The sequence below is a fragment of the Streptomyces sp. NBC_00654 genome, assembly GCF_026341775.1.
Classification (GTDB): domain Bacteria; phylum Actinomycetota; class Actinomycetes; order Streptomycetales; family Streptomycetaceae; genus Streptomyces.
Genome location: NZ_JAPEOB010000002.1, coordinates 1,122,283 through 1,140,594, shown reverse-complemented (window position 1 = coordinate 1,140,594; position 18,312 = coordinate 1,122,283). Strand labels below are relative to the sequence as shown.

Annotated in this window: 18 protein-coding genes; 8 read left to right on the top strand and 10 right to left on the bottom strand. The window is 72.4% G+C overall.

Features of this window, described 5'->3' with window-relative positions:
• Positions 1-75: 75 nt before the first annotated feature.
• The 5 genes from fabG to OHA98_RS25330 all read left to right on the top strand — a co-directional run bounded on the left by fabG (position 76) and on the right by OHA98_RS25330 (position 4,813).
• A complete protein-coding gene (fabG, locus tag OHA98_RS25350; protein WP_266929043.1) occupies positions 76-837 on the top strand; it encodes a 3-oxoacyl-ACP reductase FabG in 762 nt (253 codons plus the stop codon).
• Between the two features lie 20 nt (positions 838-857).
• A complete protein-coding gene (locus OHA98_RS25345; RefSeq protein ID WP_266929042.1) occupies positions 858-1,613 on the top strand; it encodes an SDR family oxidoreductase in 756 nt (251 codons plus the stop codon).
• A gap of 118 nt (positions 1,614-1,731) precedes the next feature.
• A complete protein-coding gene (locus tag OHA98_RS25340; RefSeq protein WP_266929041.1) occupies positions 1,732-3,312 on the top strand; it encodes an ABC transporter substrate-binding protein in 1,581 nt (526 codons plus the stop codon).
• A gap of 76 nt (positions 3,313-3,388) precedes the next feature.
• Complete coding sequence (locus OHA98_RS25335; protein ID WP_266929040.1) at positions 3,389-4,072, top strand: uracil-DNA glycosylase; 684 nt, start codon at positions 3,389-3,391, stop codon at positions 4,070-4,072.
• A gap of 267 nt (positions 4,073-4,339) precedes the next feature.
• Positions 4,340-4,813, top strand: coding sequence for a hypothetical protein (locus OHA98_RS25330; RefSeq protein WP_266929039.1), 474 nt, complete (start codon positions 4,340-4,342; stop codon positions 4,811-4,813).
• A gap of 188 nt (positions 4,814-5,001) precedes the next feature.
• Here the strand turns inward: OHA98_RS25330 and OHA98_RS25325 are convergent, their stop codons facing one another.
• Positions 5,002-5,493 carry a hypothetical protein gene (locus OHA98_RS25325; protein ID WP_266929038.1) on the bottom strand — a complete coding sequence of 164 codons (492 nt, stop codon included), beginning with the start codon at positions 5,491-5,493 and terminating at the stop codon, positions 5,002-5,004.
• A gap of 96 nt (positions 5,494-5,589) precedes the next feature.
• Positions 5,590-6,105 (bottom strand): DinB family protein, encoded by a 516-nt coding sequence (locus OHA98_RS25320; RefSeq protein ID WP_266929037.1) that lies wholly within the window; start codon positions 6,103-6,105, stop codon positions 5,590-5,592.
• Between the two features lie 199 nt (positions 6,106-6,304).
• Here OHA98_RS25320 and OHA98_RS25315 point away from each other — a divergent pair, with 199 nt between their 5' ends.
• Positions 6,305-7,210 (top strand): Gfo/Idh/MocA family protein, encoded by a 906-nt coding sequence (locus OHA98_RS25315; RefSeq protein WP_266929036.1) that lies wholly within the window; start codon positions 6,305-6,307, stop codon positions 7,208-7,210.
• Here the strand turns inward: OHA98_RS25315 and lnt are convergent.
• From lnt to OHA98_RS25295, 4 genes are all read right to left on the bottom strand, one after another.
• On the bottom strand, positions 7,134-8,798 hold the full coding sequence (gene lnt / locus OHA98_RS25310) for an apolipoprotein N-acyltransferase (RefSeq protein ID WP_266929035.1): 1,665 nt from the start codon (positions 8,796-8,798) through the stop codon (positions 7,134-7,136). The genes OHA98_RS25315 and lnt overlap by 77 nt on opposite strands.
• 204 nt (positions 8,799-9,002) lie before the next feature.
• Complete coding sequence (locus OHA98_RS25305) at positions 9,003-9,503, bottom strand: nuclear transport factor 2 family protein (protein ID WP_266929034.1); 501 nt, start codon at positions 9,501-9,503, stop codon at positions 9,003-9,005.
• A 98-nt stretch (positions 9,504-9,601) separates the two neighbouring features.
• Entirely contained in the window at positions 9,602-10,468 is an 867-nt protein-coding gene (locus tag OHA98_RS25300) for a universal stress protein (protein WP_266929033.1), read from the bottom strand.
• Between the two features lie 198 nt (positions 10,469-10,666).
• Positions 10,667-11,686: a ferric reductase-like transmembrane domain-containing protein gene (locus tag OHA98_RS25295; RefSeq protein WP_266929032.1), complete on the bottom strand. Its 1,020-nt coding sequence runs from the start codon at positions 11,684-11,686 to the stop codon at positions 10,667-10,669.
• Between the two features lie 230 nt (positions 11,687-11,916).
• On the opposite strand from OHA98_RS25295, the gene OHA98_RS25290 reads away from it, so the two are divergent.
• A complete protein-coding gene (locus OHA98_RS25290) occupies positions 11,917-12,591 on the top strand; it encodes a hypothetical protein (protein ID WP_266929031.1) in 675 nt (224 codons plus the stop codon).
• Positions 12,592-12,877: 286 nt separating this feature from the next.
• On the top strand, positions 12,878-13,504 hold the full coding sequence (locus tag OHA98_RS25285) for a sigma-70 family RNA polymerase sigma factor (protein ID WP_266930906.1): 627 nt from the start codon (positions 12,878-12,880) through the stop codon (positions 13,502-13,504).
• 10 nt (positions 13,505-13,514) lie between these two features.
• On the opposite strand, the gene OHA98_RS25280 is transcribed toward OHA98_RS25285, so the two are convergent.
• The 4 genes from OHA98_RS25280 to OHA98_RS25265 all read right to left on the bottom strand — a co-directional run bounded on the left by OHA98_RS25280 (position 13,515) and on the right by OHA98_RS25265 (position 18,133).
• Positions 13,515-14,864, bottom strand: a complete 1,350-nt coding sequence (locus OHA98_RS25280; protein WP_266930905.1) for an MFS transporter — start codon at positions 14,862-14,864, stop codon at positions 13,515-13,517.
• 97 nt (positions 14,865-14,961) lie between these two features.
• Positions 14,962-16,251 carry an argininosuccinate lyase gene (locus OHA98_RS25275; protein WP_266929030.1) on the bottom strand — a complete coding sequence of 430 codons (1,290 nt, stop codon included), beginning with the start codon at positions 16,249-16,251 and terminating at the stop codon, positions 14,962-14,964.
• Entirely contained in the window at positions 16,248-17,297 is a 1,050-nt protein-coding gene (locus tag OHA98_RS25270) for a pyridoxal-phosphate dependent enzyme (protein ID WP_266930903.1), read from the bottom strand. Before OHA98_RS25270 ends, OHA98_RS25275 begins: the two co-directional genes overlap by 4 nt.
• 95 nt (positions 17,298-17,392) lie before the next feature.
• Entirely contained in the window at positions 17,393-18,133 is a 741-nt protein-coding gene (locus OHA98_RS25265) for a class I SAM-dependent methyltransferase (RefSeq protein WP_266929029.1), read from the bottom strand.
• Positions 18,134-18,312: the final 179 nt, after the last annotated feature.

The window sequence follows — 18,312 nt, the reverse complement described above, 5'->3', positions numbered from 1 at the left end:
TCTGTCAGGGAACGCGTGCTCCAGGACTGTCCCGACGTCCGCTGAGCCGCGATCCAAGGGCGAGGAGAACCAAGCATGTCCACCACCGAGCAGCGTGTCGCCATCGTGACGGGAGCGGCGCGGGGCATTGGCGCCGCCACCGCTGTACGCCTGGCGGCCGAGGGCCGCGCCGTGGCCGTACTCGACCTCGACGAGGCGGCCTGCGAGGACACGGTCGAGAAGATCACGGCCGCCGGGGGCACCGCCCTCGCCGTCGGCTGCGACGTGTCGGACAGCGCCCAGGTGGAGGCCGCCGTCGCGCGGGTGGCCGCCGAGCTGGGCGCCCCGACCATTCTCGTCAACAACGCGGGCGTGCTCCGCGACAACCTGCTCTTCAAGATGAGTGAGCTGGACTGGGACCTTGTGATGAACGTGCACCTCAAGGGCGCGTTCCTGATGGCGAAGGCGGTCCAGTCGCACATGGTGGAGGCCAAGTTCGGCCGCATCGTCTCACTGTCCTCCTCCTCGGCGCTCGGCAACCGCGGGCAGGCGAACTACTCCGCCGTGAAGGCGGGCCTCCAGGGCTTCACCAAGACCCTGGCCAAGGAGCTCGGCAAGTTCGGCGTCACCGCCAACGCCGTCGCCCCGGGCTTCATCGTCACCGAGATGACCGCGCAGACCGCGGCCCGGGTCGGCATGGGCTTCGAGGAGTTCCAGGCCGCCGCGGCCACCCAGATCCCGGTGCAGCGTGTCGGCCGCCCCGAGGACATCGCCAACGCCATCGCCTTCTTCACGGGCGAGGACGCCGGGTTCGTCTCCGGGCAGGTCATGTACGTGGCCGGCGGACCCCTCAACTGACCCGAAGGGCAACGGACATCATGACGGTGCAGGACAGCGGGAAGGTCGCCCTCATCACGGGCGCCAGCCGGGGTATCGGCTACGGCATCGCCGAGGCGTTCGTCGCCCGCGGCGACCGGGTGTGCATCACGGGCCGCGGCGAGGACGCCCTCAAGGAGGCCGTGGAGCGGCTCGGCTCGGACAGGGTCATCGCGATCGCCGGCAAGGCCCACGACGAGGCCCACCGGGCGGCGGCCGTCGAGCGGGTCATGGAGACGTTCGGCCGGGTCGACTTCCTCGTCAACAACGCGGGGACGAACCCGGTCTTCGGCCCGATCGCCGAACTCGACCTCAACGTCGTCCGCAAGGTCTACGAGACCAATGTGATCTCGGCGCTGGGCTTCGCCCAGCAGACCTGGAAGGCCTGGCAGAAGGAGAACGGCGGGGCGATCGTCAACATCGCCTCGGTCGCCGGTATCTCCGCCTCGCCCTTCGTCGGCGCGTACGGCATGAGCAAGGCGGCCATGGTCAACCTGACCCTCCAGCTGGCGCACGAGTTCGCACCGGTCGTCCGGGTCAACTCGATCGCTCCCGCCGTGGTCAGGACCAAGTTCGCCGAGGCGCTCTACGAGGGCCGCGAGGCGGAGGTGGTCGCCTCCTACCCGCTCGGCCGGCTCGGAGCGCCGCAGGACATCGGTGGTGCCGCGGCCTTCCTCACCTCCGGGCAGTCCGACTGGATCACCGGACAGACCCTGGTGGTCGACGGCGGGATTCTCCTGAACGCGGGCGTGGGCTGAGAGAGGCCTGAACCGGTTTCGCCCTGATTGACTCAAGTGCCCTGCCGGGCCTGAGGATTGACCCGGTGGGGCGCTGCGGTATGGTCTGCCGACCCATGGCTGATCGAGGAGCGTGCACGTGTTCTACCGGGCCAGTCTGCAGGCTGCTGCAGCCCTTGCTTCCCTTTCTTTGCTGGCCGGCTGCGGTCTGCTCTCCGGCAGCGACTCGGACACCGACCAGAAGATCGTCGTCGGCTCGACGAGCTCGCCCTCGACCCTGGATCCGGCGGCCGCCTGGGACAACTCGTGGGAGCTGATGCGAAACGTCTTCCAGACGCTGGTCAGCTTCCCCACCGGCACCACCACCCCCGAGCCCGACGCCGCGGAGAACTGCAAGTTCACCGATGCCACGAGCATGGCCTACCGGTGCACGCTCCGCAGGGGGCTGAAGTTCTCCAACGGCGAGAGGCTCGACGCCGAGGCCGTGAAGTACAGCATCGACCGGATCGTGAATCTGAAGGTCAAGGGCGGCCCCATCGGCATGCTCGGCTCCCTCGACCGGGTGGAGACCAAGGGCGACGACACCGTCGTCTTCCACCTCAACAAGTCGGACGCCACGTTCCCCTTCATCCTGGCCACCCCCGCGATGTCGCTCGTCGCGCCCGGTGACTACCCCAAGGACAAGCTCCGCGACGACGGCAAGGTCACCGGCTCCGGCCCGTACCTCCTGGACTCCTACAAGCCCAGGGTCGCGTCGGAGATGACGAAGAACCCCGACTACAAGGGCTTCGCCAACCGCAAGAACAACGCGGTCACCGTCCAGTACTTCAAGGAATCCGCGCAGCTGGTGACCGCGCTCAAGAAGAAGAAGATCGACGCGATCTACCGGGGTCTGACCGCCGAGGAGGTCGTCAGCCTGGAGGACAACAAGGCCGACAACGACGGACTCCAGATCGTCGAGACGGTCGGCGCCGACATCCGCTTCCTCGTCTTCAACCCGAAGGACGAGGCCGCCGGAAAGCCCGCCGTCCGCAAGGCCATCGCGCACCTCGTGAACCGGGACGAGCTGGTCGCCAAGGTCTACCGGGGCACCGCCGAGCCGCTGTACTCCATGGTCCCCAAGGGCATCGCCGGACACACCACCAGCTTCTTCGACACCTTCGGCGACCCGGACGTGAAGAAGGCCAAGAGGATCCTGACCGACGCGGGCATCACCAAGCCGGTCAAGATGACCTTCTGGTACACCACCGACCGGTACGGCTCCTCCACGGAGCCCGAGTTCGAGGAGCTCCAGCGCCAGCTGGAGGATTCGGGCCTCTTCGACATCACGCTCAAGGGCGAGCCGTGGACGGACTTCCAGGAGGGCTTCACCAAGGGGGAGTACCCCGTCTTCGGCCGGGGCTGGTTCCCCGACTTCCCGGACCCCGACAACTTCATCGCCCCCTTCATGGGCAAGGAGAGCGTCACCGGGACCCCGTACATGAACAAGGAGATCAATGAGCAGCTGATCCCCTCCACGCGGCAGGAGAGCGACCGGGGCGCGGTCAGCAAGCAGTTCGAACGGGCCCAGGAGATCCTGGTGGAGGACGTCCGGCTGCTGCCGCTGTGGCAGGGCAAGCTGTACGTCGCCTCCGGCGAGGACATCGGAGGCGGCGAGCGCGCACTGGACCCGCAGACCGTCATGCAGCTGTGGGAGCTGTACCGCAAGACCAGCTGGTAGGCCTCGAACGCCCGTTGTCAGTGGTGCCCGGTAGGTTCTGTGGTCAAGAACTGATTGCTTACCGGAGGTTGTGGACGTGACCGACACCGACCTGCTGCCCGAGTCCTGGCGCGGCGTCCTCGGCGAAGAGCTGCAGAAGCCGTACGTCAAGGAGCTGGCGGACTTCGTCGAGGAAGAGCGGGCCAAGGGGCCGGTGTATCCGCCGAGCGAGCAGGTCTTCGCCGCGCTGGACGCCACTCCGTACGACCGGGTGAAGGTCCTCATCCTGGGCCAGGACCCGTATCACGGCGAGGGCCAGGGGCACGGGCTGTGCTTCTCCGTGCGCCCGGGGGTCAAGACCCCGCCCTCGCTGCGCAACATCTACAAGGAGATGAAGGAGGAGCTGGGCCTGCCGGTCCCGGACAACGGGTATCTGATGCCGTGGGCCGAGCAGGGTGTCCTCCTGCTCAACGCCGTGCTGACGGTACGGGCCGGTGAGGCCAACTCGCACAAGGGGAAGGGCTGGGAGAAGATCACCGACGCGGTGATCCGCGCGGTGGCCTCGCGCCCCGACCCGGCGGTCTTCGTCCTCTGGGGCAACTACGCCCAGAAGAAGCTTCCGCTGATCGACGAGGAGCGCCATGTGGTGGTGAAGGGAGCACATCCCTCACCGCTCTCGGCGAAGAAGTTCTTCGGCTCGCGTCCCTTCACCCAGATCAATGAGGCGGTCGCCGCCCAGGGGCACGAGCCGATCGACTGGCGCATCCCCGACCTGGGCTGAGCCCGGCCGGCGGGCCGCCGTCCACGCCTCGGCGGGAACGGTGACGGCTGCGGCCGGGACGTCGTGCCCTCCCCGGCGGACCGGCGCGCGGCGGCGGATGCGGGTGCACCGCACGGCGGAGGAACGTCCGCATACTGGACGTATGCGGATGTTCCGACAACTCCGCGCGGTGCCGTGGCCGTCGTCGTGCGCCCGTCAGGGACTACGGGACGGCCCTCGGTGCCGGCACGACCGCGACCGGCGGTACGGGGCACGAGGGAGAGCGCAGTGGTGGAGCGGCAGGAGGCGTCCCCGGACGCCGTCACGACCAGGATCGGCCAGGCGGTCATGCTGCTCCACGGCGGTGACCGGGAGGAGGCCCGGAACCGCTTCGGCGCCCTCTGGTCGGAGATCGGTGAGGACGGCGACGCCCTCCACCGCTGCACCCTCGCGCACTACATGGCCGACACCCAGGACGACCCGGGTGATGAACTGGCCTGGGACCTGCGGGCGTTGACGGCCGCGGAGGAGCTGAGCGGCGAGCGTGCGGCGGAACACCGGGACGCCGTGGCGGTGCGGTCCTTCTCCCCCTCACTGCATCTCAGCCTCGCGGCGGACTATCTGAAGCTCCAGCGCCCCGAGGCGGCCCGGATCCATCTGCACCGGGCCAGGGCCGCCGCCGACGGCCTCGCGGACGGCGGGCACGGCGGAGGGGTCCGCGCCGCCATCGACCGGCTGGAGGTGCGGATGCGGCAGCGATGACCCCCCGGGCCGGGCCGTGGGCTCAGAGCCTGTCGGGTGACCTCTGATCGGGCGGCCACGCCCTGGCACGCACGCTTCCGGCGTTGCCGAAATGGCCTCGTAGCGGAGCTACCAGGCCATCCCGGCGCCTTGGAATCGCACGCACCATGCCGCGTCCACGCGCCGATCGAAGGCCACCCGACAGGCTCTCAGTCGCCGTAGGTCTGTTCGCAGATCCTGGACTGGGGGCTGCCGGCCGGCCAGCCCCCGTACCCCCGGCCCAGCGCGCAGACATCCGAGGGGGTGCCACCGGGGGAACGCGGTACGGCCCGTGCCCCGGGAGGCGGGACACGCGGCAGCCGGCCTGGGATCCACCGCTTCGGTGACTCCACCGCCTCCCGCAGCCGAGGCGTGAGCGGCGCGGGACGCCGGACTGCGGCGGGGGCCCGATGGGCGGAGGCGGAAGGCGGCGCGGAGGCAACGGGGGAGGGCTTCGGGTCCGGGAGGGACTCCGACTCCAAGGATTCCAGGGCCTCGTGGGCGGCGGGCGGCTGCACGATCTGCGGCGTCACGTCCTGAACCGGTCTGCTGGAGCCGGGACGCGGCGGAATATCCGCCGAGGGCTCCACCGACACACAGCCGGAGACCGCTGTGACGGCCACTCCCACCAGGAGCTTCGCGGTGATTCTCGTTCGATGCACCCGGGCAACTCTGCTGTGCGGGAGGCCGCCCGGGGGGCCGGTGCGGCAGGATTGGCCCGCACGAGTGACGCGCCCGTTACGGCGTGGCGGTGGCCGTCAGGCGCCGGTGGCGCCGTCGATCCGTTCGCGCACCAGGTCCGCGTGGCCGTTGTGCCGGGCGTACTCCTCGATCATGTGCGTGTAGATCCAGCGCAGGTTGAACGGCTTGCCGTGCCGGCGGCTCAGCCCCACGGACATGTCGTCGAGGCCGGACCTCGCGGCGATCTCCCGGGCCTGCGCGATCTCCGCGCGCCAGGTGGCCTCCGCCTCCGCCCAGGTGTCGGCTTCGGTGAGATGGAACTCGCCGTCCGGATCCTCGTCGGTGCCGTAGATCAGCGCCACGTCCTCACCGGCCAGTACCTCGCGGAACCAGCCGCGTTCGACCTCCGCCATATGCCGTACGAGACCGAGCAGGGTGAAGGCGGACGGCGGTACGGACGCCTCCCGCAACTGGGCGTCGGTGAGGCCCGCGCACTTCATGGCGAGTGTCTCGCGGTGATAGTCCAGCCAGCCCTCCAGCATGGGGCGTTCGGCGGCGTCGATGGCGGGTTCGGAGCGTTCCACAGCAGTCATGGCGGCCATACTCGTCCATCGATCAAGGTCGTGGCCAGGCGTTTTTCCGGCCGCGTGCCGAGCGCGCCCCGCACCTGCCCCGCGTACCTCCGCACGCGTCGTGCGCACCCGCGACAGCTTCGCCGGCCGGCCGCCGCCGCGGCGCACGTATGCTGCCGGGACCACGTCAGGCATATGACACAGCGATAGGGAGATCCTTGTGAAGGTCGGTTGCATCGGGCTCGGCGACATCGCGCAGAAGGCCTACCTGCCGGTGCTGACCATGCTGCCGGGGGTCGAACTGCATCTGCAGACCCGTACGCCCGCCACGCTCGACGCGGTCGCCGAGACCCATCGGATCCCCGCCGCACAGCGTCACACCTCGCTCGACTCGCTGCTCGCCCAGGATCTGGACGCGGCCTTCGTGCACGCCCCGACCTCGGTGCACCCGGAGATCGCCGGCCGCCTCCTGGAAGCCGGTGTCCCCACCTATGTCGACAAGCCGCTCGCCTACGGACTCGCCGACTCCGAGCGTCTGGTGGAGCTGGCCGAGCGGCGGGGCACCAGCCTCGCCGTCGGATTCAACCGCAGGCTCGCGCCCGGCTACGCGCAGTGCCTTGAGCACCCTCGCGAGCTGATCCTGATGCAGAAGAACAGGGTCGGGCTGCCCGAGGACCCGCGCACCCTGGTGCTGGACGACTTCATCCATGTCGTCGACACCCTGCGCTTCCTGGTGCCGGGGCCCGTCGACCACACGTCCGTACGCGCCCGGATCGTCGACGGTCTGATGCACCACGTGGTGCTCCAGCTGTCCGGCGACGGTTTCACCGCCATCGGCCTGATGAACCGGCTCAGCGGATCGACCGAGGAGATCCTCGAAGTCTCCGGCCAGGACACCAAGCGCCAGGTCGTGAACCTCGCCGACGTCATCGACCACAAGGGGCAGCCCACACTGCGGCGGCGCGGCGACTGGGTGCCGGTCGCCCGGCAGCGCGGCATCGAGCAGAGCGTGCTGTCGTTCCTGGACGCCGTCCGCGCGGGGAAGGTCCTCAGCGCCCGGGACGCCCTGGCGACCCATGAGCTGTGCGAACGGGTGGTGCGGGAGTCGCTGGAGCAGGCCTCCTGAGGAGCCGCAGCCCCTCGGCGGCGCACAGGGCCGCGAGCGCGGCCAGCGCGCCGTACACCGGCCAGTCGCCGAGCCGGACGTAGAGCGTGGTGCCGCGGGCCAGCGGTACGTCGAAAACGGCGGCGCCGCTCGTCCCGGGGCCGAGCGGGCCGCCCACCCGGTCGCCCCGCGGCCCGTACACCGCGCTGATACCGGTGAGTGTCGCGTGCACCATCGGGCGGCCGGTCTCGGCGGCCCGGAGCGCCCCGAGCGACGCATGCTGTGCGGGCGCCCAGCTGTGCTGGAACGAGGAGGTCGACGACTGGGCGATCAGCAGCCGCGCACCGTCCCGGGTCAGCTGTCTGCTCATGTCGGGGAACGCCGACTCGAAGCACACGAGCGGCCCGAACCGCAGCCCCTGTCCGCCCGGCAGTGTCATCACCACCGGCCGGGTGCCGCGCAGCCGGTCCTCCCCCGCGGCCTTGCCGACCGAGGTCGCCCAGCCGAGCGCCGCACGCGCGGGGACGTATTCGCCGAACGGCACCAGCCGCATCTTGTCGTAACGGTCACCGGTGGGCCCGCCGGGCCCGATCAGCACGGCGGACTTGAAGATCCCGGTCCGGCCCGACGCGTCCGTCTGCCGCGCGTCCACGTTCACCAGCAGCTCGGCGCCCACCAGGCGCGAGAGCGCCGCGAGCCGTGCCGCGGTCGCCGGGCTCCGCAGCGGATCCACCCCGACACTGCTCTCGCCCCACACCACGAGATCGAGATCGCGCCCGGCCAGCGAACGGGTCAGCTCCTCGCTGCGCGCGAAGCGGCGCTGCACGCTGCCCGGCCCCTCGACAACACCCGGCTGCACGACGGCGATCCGGGCCGTCCCGACGTGCTCCGGCCGCGGCGCCCAGCTCCACATCGCCGCCACGGCCACGGCACACGCCACGAGGGAGAGACCGCCGGCCGCACGGGCGGCGGGCGCGACGAGCAGCAGCGCGACGCCCGTGTTGACCGCCAGCACCAGCAGGGTCACCAGCCACACGCCGCCCACCGACGCCACCCGGAGCGCGGGCGCGAACTCCCACTGGGAGGCGCCGAGAAGCCCCCAGGGACCGCCCAGGCCCTCCCAGGAGCGGACCAGTTCGATCATCAGCCAGCCGGACGGTACGAGGACCACGGCGGCCACCGAACGCGGGGCGGACGGGCGGCCGCCGAGCAGCCCGGCCACCAGCAGCCCCCACGGGGCCCAGAGCAGGCCCAGCAGCGCCGCCAGGACGACGATGAACACATGCAGGCTCGGCATCAGCCAGTGGTGCACGGCGATCATGAAGCCGGTGCCGCCGATCCAGGCGTCCAGCGCCGCACGGCGCCCCGTCCCCGCCGACCGGATCAGCAGCAGCCAGGGGACCAGCGCGACCCAGGCGAACCACAGGAGCCCCGGAGCGGGGAAGGCGAGGGCCGGCAGCGCGCCCGCGAGCAGGGCGGCGGCGCCGCGTCCCCAGAGTGAGGCCAGCAGCCGCGCACCCGCCGTACGCGCACGGCCGGGTGCCCGAGCGGCAGGGGTGCCGTCGGCCGGGACCCGGCCGGCCGGAACGTGCCCGCGCCGCTTCCGCATGCCGTGTCCTCCTCGTCATGTCCGGGTGAGCGGTCCGTTTCCGCCGGACACCCTCTTCGTGCCCAGTGTGCGGGAGGCCAACCGGAGGGGGACAAGGCAGCGGACCGCGGCGCGTCGCCGGACGGGGCGGGAGCAGCGGCGCCGGAGAGGGGGCTTGGGACGGGGGCCGGGGACGGGGGCCGGGGAGCGGCGGCGCGGAACGGCTCAGGCCGGGTTCGGGCCGCGGCCCGGCGTTCGCCGCCACTTCTCGTGGACGACGACGCTGCGGATCCGCCAGCCCGGCTCCGTACGCGACAGCTCGAAGGCGTACCGGCCGCCGGAGACGAAGTCCGGCGCGGTGTCCCCGCTCCCGGCGGCGCCCGAGGCCGTCGCCGGGTCGGCCAGCCGCATCGGGTTGAGGTAGTCGGCCTGCACCTCGGCACGGTCACCCGGATAGCCGCCCAGGTCCTGGAGGCCGATCCGGCGGTTGACGATCAGATGCTGACGTACGGAGAAGAGCCGCATGGTGTCCGCCAGCCACTGCGTGACCTCGGCGGCAGGCCCCTCCACACCGCCCGCGCCGCGGTAGTCGGCGCGGCCGTCCGGGGTGAACAGGGCGCTGTAGTCCGACCAGGCGCCGTCGTCGACGGCCACCGCGTAGCCGGTGATCACTGCATCGATGGCGAGCTGATCCATTACGGTCGCGAGTGCCACACGCTGTGTCATCGGCCAAGTCTCTGTCACGACGTGCGCGAGGCCAAGAGGCTCGCACAGGCCGGTGCCGTCCGCGTCGGCGCGGACGGCACCGGACTGTGCCGCCGGCTTCAGCAGGGGACGACGGCCACCGGCCCCAGCGCGTGTGTGACGGTCGTCTGCGCCACCGGCGACAGCCCCAGCCCCAGCGACTCGCCGCCCTTGCGCCGCCCGATCACGGTCAACGCCGCGGTGGCCGAAGCGGTCACCAGGGTGCGGGAAGCGGAACCGCTGACCGGTTCGCGTACGACGTGCACCTGCGGGTACTTCTCCTGCCGGCCCGCGGTGAGTTCCGCGAGGGTCCGCTCCGCCGAGTCCGCGGCGGCCTCCCGGTCGAAGACGGGGCCGCCCGACAGCATCGAGGAGAACATCGTCCAGCCGTGCACGATGCGCAGCCGGGCGCCCGGCCGGGAGGCGGCGGTCTCGAAGGCGAAGTCCAGCACCGCCTCGCTGCTCTCGTCGGCGGCCACCCCCGCGACGATGTCGGGGAAGACGGTTTCGGGGGCCTGTGCGTCGTCCTCGTCCCCGCGGCCGCTGTGGATGACGACGACGGGGCACTGGGCCATCGAGGCGGTCGCCAGGCTGTTGGAGCCGATCATCAGCGACCGGAATCCGCCGAGACCGCGCGAACCCACCACGACCATCGACGCGTCGCCGCTGAGCGAGACCAGCGCGGCCGAGGGGAAGTCCAGCGGCGCGTGGGTCGACGGATGCAGCTCCGGGGCGATCAGCTTGGTCCGGCGCACGGACTCGGTGAGCAGTTCCTCGGCCTCGCGCTGCTGAGCCTCCTGGCCGATCCGGCGGGTGAGCGGCCGGACGTGCACGATCATCAGGGGCAGACGCCGCCGCACGGCCTCGTGGGTGGCCCAGTCGAGCGCGTCCCAGCTGTGCGGCGAACCGTCCACGGCGGCGATTACGGGAAGCTCGTTGGTGGTCATGATTCCCTCCAGGGTGCGGGGCCTTGCACGTCCCAGCCTTGTCCTCGTGGGGTCGGAACGGGAGGGACTTTCGGCCCTGACCGCAGGTCCGAAGCCCCCTTTGTCCGCAGTGTGTCCCGGTTGGCGGTCATACGTCCCGGAACGGGGTCCTTCCGTTACGCTACGGCCGCCCGGCGCGCGGCGCCCCGGCGGGACGCGTCAGTCGTGGTTGTGGGTGGAGGACGTGTCGTCCGGCGGCATGGACCGGCCGCCGTCGTTGCCGCTGACCACGACGGCGACGAGGGCCACCAGGATTCCGGCCGCGACGAGCCGGCCGCCCAGGCGCAGGGTCCAGCGCCCCCATGATCCTGGCCGGCCGCCGGGCCGGGCGGGCAGCCGTTCCGAGCGGCGGGCCGGCCGCAGGAGGCGCAGGAGCAGCAGTGCCGCGATCGGCAGCTGGAGGAGCCACACGCCGGTGCGGAACCAGCCGTCGTACCAGACGTTCGTGCCGTAGAGCAGGGTGTGCCAGACGCTCAGCACATAGACGACGATCACGCAGCGGTGCAGGACGCGCCAGGTCCTGGGGCCGATGCGATGCCTCACGTAGAAGAGCAGGCCCAGCGGTATCGCGAGATAGAGGGCCGCCTGCCCGACGGGGATGGCGACGCGGCCGGTGCCCGAGTCGTAGCCGCCGGGGACGAGGGCCTCCGTGAGGGCGGTGGCGAGGGCCGAGTTCCAGGCCGCCGTGTCGTGCCGGACCAGTTCCGCGGCGAACAGCAGCGCGTGGGCGGCGATGAGCGCGATGGTGTTGAGGCTCGTCGTGCGGTGCAGGCGTTCCAGGCGCGGGCCCGATACCGGCAGGCGCCCCGGGCGGGAGCCGGACAGCAGCAGGCCGAGGATGACCGTGCCCCAGGCCCAGAGCAGCGCGGACCAGCCGAACGCCTGGCTCAGGAAGTACATCCAGAAGCCGCCCGCGTCGGCCATGAACGGCATGACGGTGACCGTGGAGGAGGACTTGTCGCGGATCCGGACGTAGAGCAGGGCGAAGACGGCCGCGGTCACGGCCAGGGCGACGAGGCCGTCGGGCAGGGAGGCGCGCAGGTCGGACCGGAGTGTGGGCCGTGGCTGCCGGGGGGCGGGTGCGGGCGCCTGGCCGGGACCGGGGCTGCCGGCCTGCGCGGGGACCTGTGCGGGGGCGGTGGTCCCGGCCGGTTCGGGTGCGGCGGGCGGGTTCGTCATACGGCCTCTTCAGTGGCGTCGGCTGGTGGGGCGGATGCGTGGCCCCGGGCCACGAGGCATGCGCAGACGCGTTGTTGGAGCAGTCGGGAAGGAGGGGGTGAAAGTTCCCCGGACGTGCGTGTGACATGGATCACTCGCCATGCGTATCGCGTGATATCGGACGAACTGCGGCTATCCGGTGATCTGTTGCTCTTCTCGTGGGGGCAGGTGACGCTGGCACGATGGCCGCCATGGGAGCCGGACCCGCACCCCGCCTCGTACGGACCGTGATGTTCGCGGTCGTGTGCGTCGCCGTGTCCGGGCTCGGGCACGCGCTCATGTCCGGCGGGACCCTGCCGCCGCTCGGCCTCGCGTCCGCCTTCCTGCTGGTGTGCGGAGGCGGCTGGTGGCTGGCGGGCCGTGTGCGGAGCGGCCCGGTGACCGTGGCGGCGAGCGCCGTGGGCCAGCTGTCGCTGCACACCTTCTTCACCTCCGTACAGCCCCGTCTGCCGGGAGCCATGGGGGCGGGCGGCCGGGGGAGCCCCGGTTCCGCCTCCGGAGCCATGACACATTCGGCGCACGACACGATGTCCGGGGCCCCCATGGACGCGATGGCGTCGGCGGCGGTCCTCGACGGCTCCCCGGCCGGCGCGGGCATGCTCATGGCGCATGTGATCGCCGGACTCCTCTGCGGCTGGTGGCTGTGGGGCGGTGAGGCTGCGCTCGTCCAACTCGGCCGCTCCCTGGCCCTGTTCGTGTGCGCCCCGCTGTGGTCGGCCTGGCGGATCTGGTCGGCCCGCGAGGCGGACCCGGCCCCGGTGGCACGGTGGCGGCCCCGGCGCAGACCGGGGCGCCGCCTCCAGGACCTTCTCGCGCTGCACGGGCTCACCCGGCGGGGACCACCCCCGCGCGTCCGCATTCTCTGACCTTCACCCGTCCCGTCGGGCAGACATGCCCCGGGGCGGTTGCGGGTGCGCGCGCCCACGCCGGGTGCGGCACTCGCGACAGGCATGCCGGTCCCGCGGGCGACACCGCCCCGGGACATGGCGACGAGGAGCCGCGCGCGGGTACGCCGCGGCTCCGCGAGGACGCGAAGGAACCATGGCGATGCCCCCTGCCCCGATGTCCCCTGCCCAAGCGCCCCCCGCACGGGTGCCCTCCGCACCGCCGGCCCCGGCGCCGCGGATCCCCGTACGGGTGCCCCGGCCCCGGGTGTTCCCCGCCCGGCAGAACGACTTACAGATCACCGGCTGGGCACTCGCCGCCGGAGGCGGCGACCGGGAGGCCGCCGAGCGGTTCGTCCGGGCGACCTACGACGACGTGCGACGGTTCGTCGCCCATCTCAGCGCGGATGTGCCGGGCGCCGACGACCTGGCCCAGGAGACCTATCTGCGGGCCATGACCGGGCTGGCGGGATTCGCGGGCCGTTCCTGCGCCCGGACCTGGCTGCTGTCGATCGCGCGACGGGTCGTCATCGACCGTCACCGCACGGCCGCCGCCCGTCCCCGGATCGCCGACACCGCCGACTGGCAGGCCGCGGTGGAGCGTGCCCAGCCACGTCATCTGCCCGGATTCGACGAGTCCGTCGCGGTGTTCGACGCGTTGCGGAGTCTGGAGCCCGCCCGGCGGCAGGCCTTCGTGCTCACCCAGCTCCTGGGTCTCACCTACGAGGAGGCGGCCGCCGCCGCCGGATGTCCCATCGGTACGGTGCGCTCCCGGGTGGCCCGGGCCCGGCGGGATCTCGCGGAACTGTGGGGCCCGGACCCGGGCGGGCGGCAGCTCGCCGCGCGGACCGACAGCCCCGCGGACCCGTACGTCCCGTGCCGGGTCGGACCCTGAGAGCCGTCCCTCAGCGCGAGGATCGGAACGGTCTGCCGGGTCCGCCCGGCGGCCGTTCCGCGCCCGGGTGGCGGGCGGCCCCGGATGACGGTGCCGCCCGCCCACCGAGGAGAACCAGGGGCAGCAGCAGCCCCTGGAGGCACACCGCCGCCCAGAACCCCCGTGCGGAGCCGGCCGTCTCCGCCGCCCCGTACAACAGGCCGCCGACCACCCCGCTCCCGAACGCGCCGATCCCCGCCGCCAGCCGCTGGCGACCGAAGACCGCCGCCGCGGGTGCGGGTGCGGGGGAGCGTGCCAGGGCCTCCAGGTCGTTCTTCAGGAAGAGAACGATCTCGCCCAGGCACATCAGGGCGCTGCCCGCACCGATGCCCACGTATCCGCCCAGGCCGATGCCCGCCGCACCCGCCGCCATGGCTCCGAAGCCCAGCCGCATCGCACCCCGGTACGTCAGGGCGGCGATCCGGCGGGACAGCAGCGGCTGTGCGACGACGAGGAGGCCGGCGTAGCCCGTCAGCACGGCTCCGTAGAAGGCCGCCGAGGTGCGCGGCACCGCGTACAGCGCCAGGTAGTGCTGGAAGAACATGAACACGTACACGCTCAGGACCGTCACCGCGAAGGGCGAAGGCCTCCGCCGCCGGTCACCGCCCGGGTCCTCGGCGCTCCGGTCCCGGGCGCTCCCGCCCTCACCGCACCCGTCCTCCGGGCTCCCCTTCGGCCGGTCCGCCGTTGCCGGCGCCGGCTTCCGCTGCGGTGCCGACGTCCCAATTGCGGGCCCTGTCCCCGTCCCCGGAGGCAGCAGCGCGTGGCCGATGCCCACGAGCGCGAACAGCCCGGTGACGCAGGAGAAGAGCACGGCGGGCGAGCCGAGGACGAGCGGTGCGGCGAGCGGCGGCCCCAGTGCCATGCCCGCGTTGAACGCCGAACTGCTCGCCGACAGCAGCCGGGGCCGTCCCTCCTCGGTGGCGCCGTCCACCAGGTACGCCTTGTTGGCGGGCAGATAGAGCGCGGCCCCGGCCGACACCAGGAACAGCGCCCCGACCGCGAGGACCGGACTGGTCAGCCCCGGTACGAACGCCGCGAACCCGGCGGTGCGCAGCGCCAGCGCCAGCTGCATCGACCGCCGCAGCCCGATCCGCCCGGTCACCGGCCCCGCGACGACGCCCCCGGAGAACTGGATCAGCGAGGCGACGGCCAGCACGGAGCCGACCGTGCCCAGACCCAGCCCGAGCCGCTGGTGCAGCAGCACCGACATGTACGGCAGGACGGCGAAGCTGCCCAGCGTGATCAGGAAGGAACCGGCCACCAGGAACACCTGCGGGGCGGTGAACCGCTGTCGGCCGGGCGCGCGTTCACCGTCCACCGCCCCGCCCGCCCGCCGTCCGTTCACCGCCCTCCACGCCCCCGGCCGGCCGTCCGCCCGCCGCCGCCCGCCCGTGTGCCGCCGGTGCTCCGCACGCTCACGCCCCGCCGACGACGATCGGGCGCACCCGGGTCGCCGCGCTCCAGGCCCGGTGCTGTGCCAGCTCGGCGGTGGCCGCCTCGGCCAGCACGATGCCGGTGCAGCCGCGCTGGTCGGTGACATGGGCGAGGGTCTCACCGGGCTCCCGGGTGGGATACCACCGCACGGAGCCGGGGAACGCGGCCAGTTCACCCAGACCGTGCCAGCCCTTGAGCACTCCCGGGCGGTCCGCGTGGACGAGGACGAAGCCGTACGCGGGCCCCGTACGGTCCAGCGGGGTGTCCATCAGGCGCGGCCGGCGGCCGAGCGCCTCCTCCATCATCGCCGTGTACACATTGGTTCCCAGCGAGCGGCACAGCACCTCGCCCACCAGGGCGCCGCCGATCCTGCGGTTGATCTCGACCAGTTCCGGGCCGTGCGCGGTGAGGATGAACTCCACATGGGCGAAGCCCCGGTGGTGCCCGGCCGCGTGCAGCACCCGGCCCACCCAGCGCTCGATCCCGCGCCGGCTGCCGGTCGGCCGGCTGTTGTTCCCTCCGCCGTCGTGCCCGTCACCGGGTGCGCCGTCGGAGCCGTCGTCGTCGGGCAGCGCCACCGGAAACGCGGCCGCCTCCTCCCGTACCGCAGGTTCCCGGGACGTCTGGCGGCTGAGCACACCGAGCAGCCGGGTGGTGCCGTCCCAGCTCAGCGTCTCCGCGCTGTACAACGGCCCGGCGAGGAACGCCTCGGCGAACAGCGAGCCCATGAACGGCTGTTGGGCTGCCTCGTCGAGCGCCCGGTGCAGCGACTCCTCGTCGTGGACGATCCAGACATTGCGTGACGAGGTGCCCGCCGAGTCCTTGAGCACCGCGGGCAGTCCCACCCGGCGCAGTACTTCCCCGGCCCCCGCCCGTCCCCCGGTGATGCGCACGGCCGTGCTCCGGCTCAGCCCCCGCGCGTGCAGCAGCGCGCGTACCCGGGACTTGTCGCGCAGCAGCCGGACCGTGTCGGGGGCGGGGCCGGGCAGCCCGAGGGAGGCCGCGAGTTCGGCGGCGGGCACGCTCCAGGTGTCGGTGGTGTTGATCAGCCCGGCCGTGTCGGGTACGGCGGCCAGCGCGCGGCGCGTCGCCGACGGGTCGTTCGTGTCGACGTCGACGACGGTCAGCGCGTCCGGCGGCAGCGTGGCGAGCTCGTGCCGGTACACCGACCGGTCGCCCGTCAGCAGGCACAGACGGTGCCCGGTCTCCGCGGCGGCGGCGGCCATCCGGCCGAGCCCGAAGGACAGGGACTCCAGTGCGACGAGGGTCATGGCCGCAGCTCCACGGTCGGTACGGGGACAGGGTTCCCGGCGCCACCGCCACCGCCACCGGACGTGGGTGCGGCGCGCCGCGCCCACTCCAGGACCGACCACGGCGGACGCAGCGCTTCCAGGGACTCGATGCGACGGGGCCGCAGGGCGGACATGTCCAGCGCCTCGCGGTGGCGGGCGAAGACCCGCTCCGCGTAGCGGTGTCCGGTGTCGGCACCCAGGACCAGATGCAGCCGCCCCGGGGCGCGGGCGGCCTCCCACGACGCGACGAGGTGCGCCGCACCGGTGGACAGACCGGCGAAGACCGCGTGCCTGCGCAGCAGGCCGACCGCTCCGGCCATCGCGTGCCGGAAGTCCAGCCAGTGGACGGTGTCGTACAGCTCGTGCCGGACGTTCTCGAACGGGATGGAGCTGCCGATGCCCGCGATGATGGCCTCCGGGTCGCTGAACGCCTCGCTGCCGAACGTGACGCTGCCGAACGGCTGGATGCCGACCAGCCGCACCGGGCGCCCGGTTTCGCGCAGCGCCTGGACGAGCCCTCCGGTGGACGCTCCGGTGCCCACCGCGCCCACGACGGTCACCGGCCCCGCGGGCAGCGACCCGGTGATGAGATCGGCGAACTCCCGGTACCCCTCGTAGTGGACGGAGTCGTGGTACTGCCGCATCCAGTGGAAGCCGGGGCGATCCGCGAGCAGCCGGCGCACATGGCGTACGCGGCGTTCCTGGTCGAGCAGCAGGCTCTGCGACGGCGGCATCTGGTCGACCGTCGCGCCCAGGATCTCCAGCTGGGCGCGCATCACCGAGTCGACGGTGGTGGAGGCCACGATGTGGCACCGCAGCCCGTAGCGGTGACAGGCCATGGCGAGAGCCAGGGCGTAGATCCCGCTCGAACTGTCGATCAGCGTCTGCCCCGGGACGATACGTCCGCGGTGCAGGAGCGAGCGGACGGCGCCGAGTGCCGCGTACACCTTCATCGTCTCGAACCGGGCGAGCACGACCTCGCCGTCCAGCCGGATCAGGTCCGGTGTCCTGACCGCGTCGGTGATGTGCTCATGGACCGGGACCGGGACGGGGACGGGGAGGGGGGCGGCGACAGCGGCGGTGGCGGTGGCGGTACGCGGGCCCGGCTCCGCGCGGGGCCTCACTTGCGCCGCCCGCGGACGATCAGGCGGGCGGACCGGTGGTCGTAGCCGGATGCGTCGAAACCGCCGAAACACTCCACATCGGTGAATCCCGCGTCCTCGAAGAGCGTGTGCAGCTCGGCGGCGCTGTAGAGCCAGGACGTCAGGGAGGCGGTACGCGCCGAGGTGCCGCGCACCAGCGTCCAGTCGGTCCGCAGCCGGCGCCAGCTGTCGAGGACGACGTCCCGCTGGACCACGTACGAACCGTCCGGCAGATCGACGGCCTGCGGGCGCCCGATCCAGCCGGCCAGCACCTCCTTGCCCATGACATCCACCAGGAGCTGCCCGCCCGGGGCGAGGCTCCGGTACGCGTTGCGGAGCACCTGGAGGTTGTCCTCGGGATCGTCGAAGTAGCCGAACGAGGTGAAGACGTTCAGTACGACGTCGAAGGCGCCGGGCACCGCGTATGTGAGCATGTCCGCCCGCTCCAGCCGCGCTTCGGCACCCGCCCGCGCGCAGGCACCGCCGGCCCGTTCCAGCATCGTGGGCGACAGGTCGACACCCGTGACCTCGTATCCGCGCAGGGCCAGCGGCACGACGAAGAGCCCCGGGCCGCAGCACAGATCGAGTACCCGCGAACCCGGCGCGAAGTCCAGCAGAGGGGAGGAGCCCACCAGGTCCGCGGCCGCCTCGGCGCGGGCGGGCGGGAACATCGTGGGCGCGAAATCCGCCCAGAGCGCGTCGTCCTCGTACCAGTGCATGCCTCTCGGCCTCCTCCCGGGCCGAAGGGCCCTGACTGCGCACCTACCTCTGAACGTTCCTCCCAGTAGTCGGAGGAGAGGTACGGGGAGTTCCCGGGGGCCGAGGCGGAGGCGTCCGGGCTCATGGCCCGGCGGACGGACACCGCCTCACGGGGGAATCGGCCGTGGACGTGGCGTCC

Coding starts and splice junctions, on each gene's coding strand:
- OHA98_RS25320 (WP_266929037.1), bottom strand. CDS start 6,105: ATGACTGCTGTGGAACGCTCCGAACCCGCCATCGACGCCGCCGAACGC.
- OHA98_RS25295 (WP_266929032.1), bottom strand. CDS start 11,686: ATGACGAACCCGCCCGCCGCACCCGAACCGGCCGGGACCACCGCCCCC.
- OHA98_RS25300 (WP_266929033.1), bottom strand. CDS start 10,468: ATGACCACCAACGAGCTTCCCGTAATCGCCGCCGTGGACGGTTCGCCG.
- OHA98_RS25265 (WP_266929029.1), bottom strand. CDS start 18,133: ATGCACTGGTACGAGGACGACGCGCTCTGGGCGGATTTCGCGCCCACG.
- OHA98_RS25290 (WP_266929031.1), top strand. CDS start 11,917: ATGGGAGCCGGACCCGCACCCCGCCTCGTACGGACCGTGATGTTCGCG.
- fabG (WP_266929043.1), top strand. CDS start 76: ATGTCCACCACCGAGCAGCGTGTCGCCATCGTGACGGGAGCGGCGCGG.
- lnt (WP_266929035.1), bottom strand. CDS start 8,798: ATGCGGAAGCGGCGCGGGCACGTTCCGGCCGGCCGGGTCCCGGCCGAC.
- OHA98_RS25275 (WP_266929030.1), bottom strand. CDS start 16,251: ATGACCCTCGTCGCACTGGAGTCCCTGTCCTTCGGGCTCGGCCGGATG.
- OHA98_RS25305 (WP_266929034.1), bottom strand. CDS start 9,503: ATGACACAGCGTGTGGCACTCGCGACCGTAATGGATCAGCTCGCCATC.
- OHA98_RS25345 (WP_266929042.1), top strand. CDS start 858: ATGACGGTGCAGGACAGCGGGAAGGTCGCCCTCATCACGGGCGCCAGC.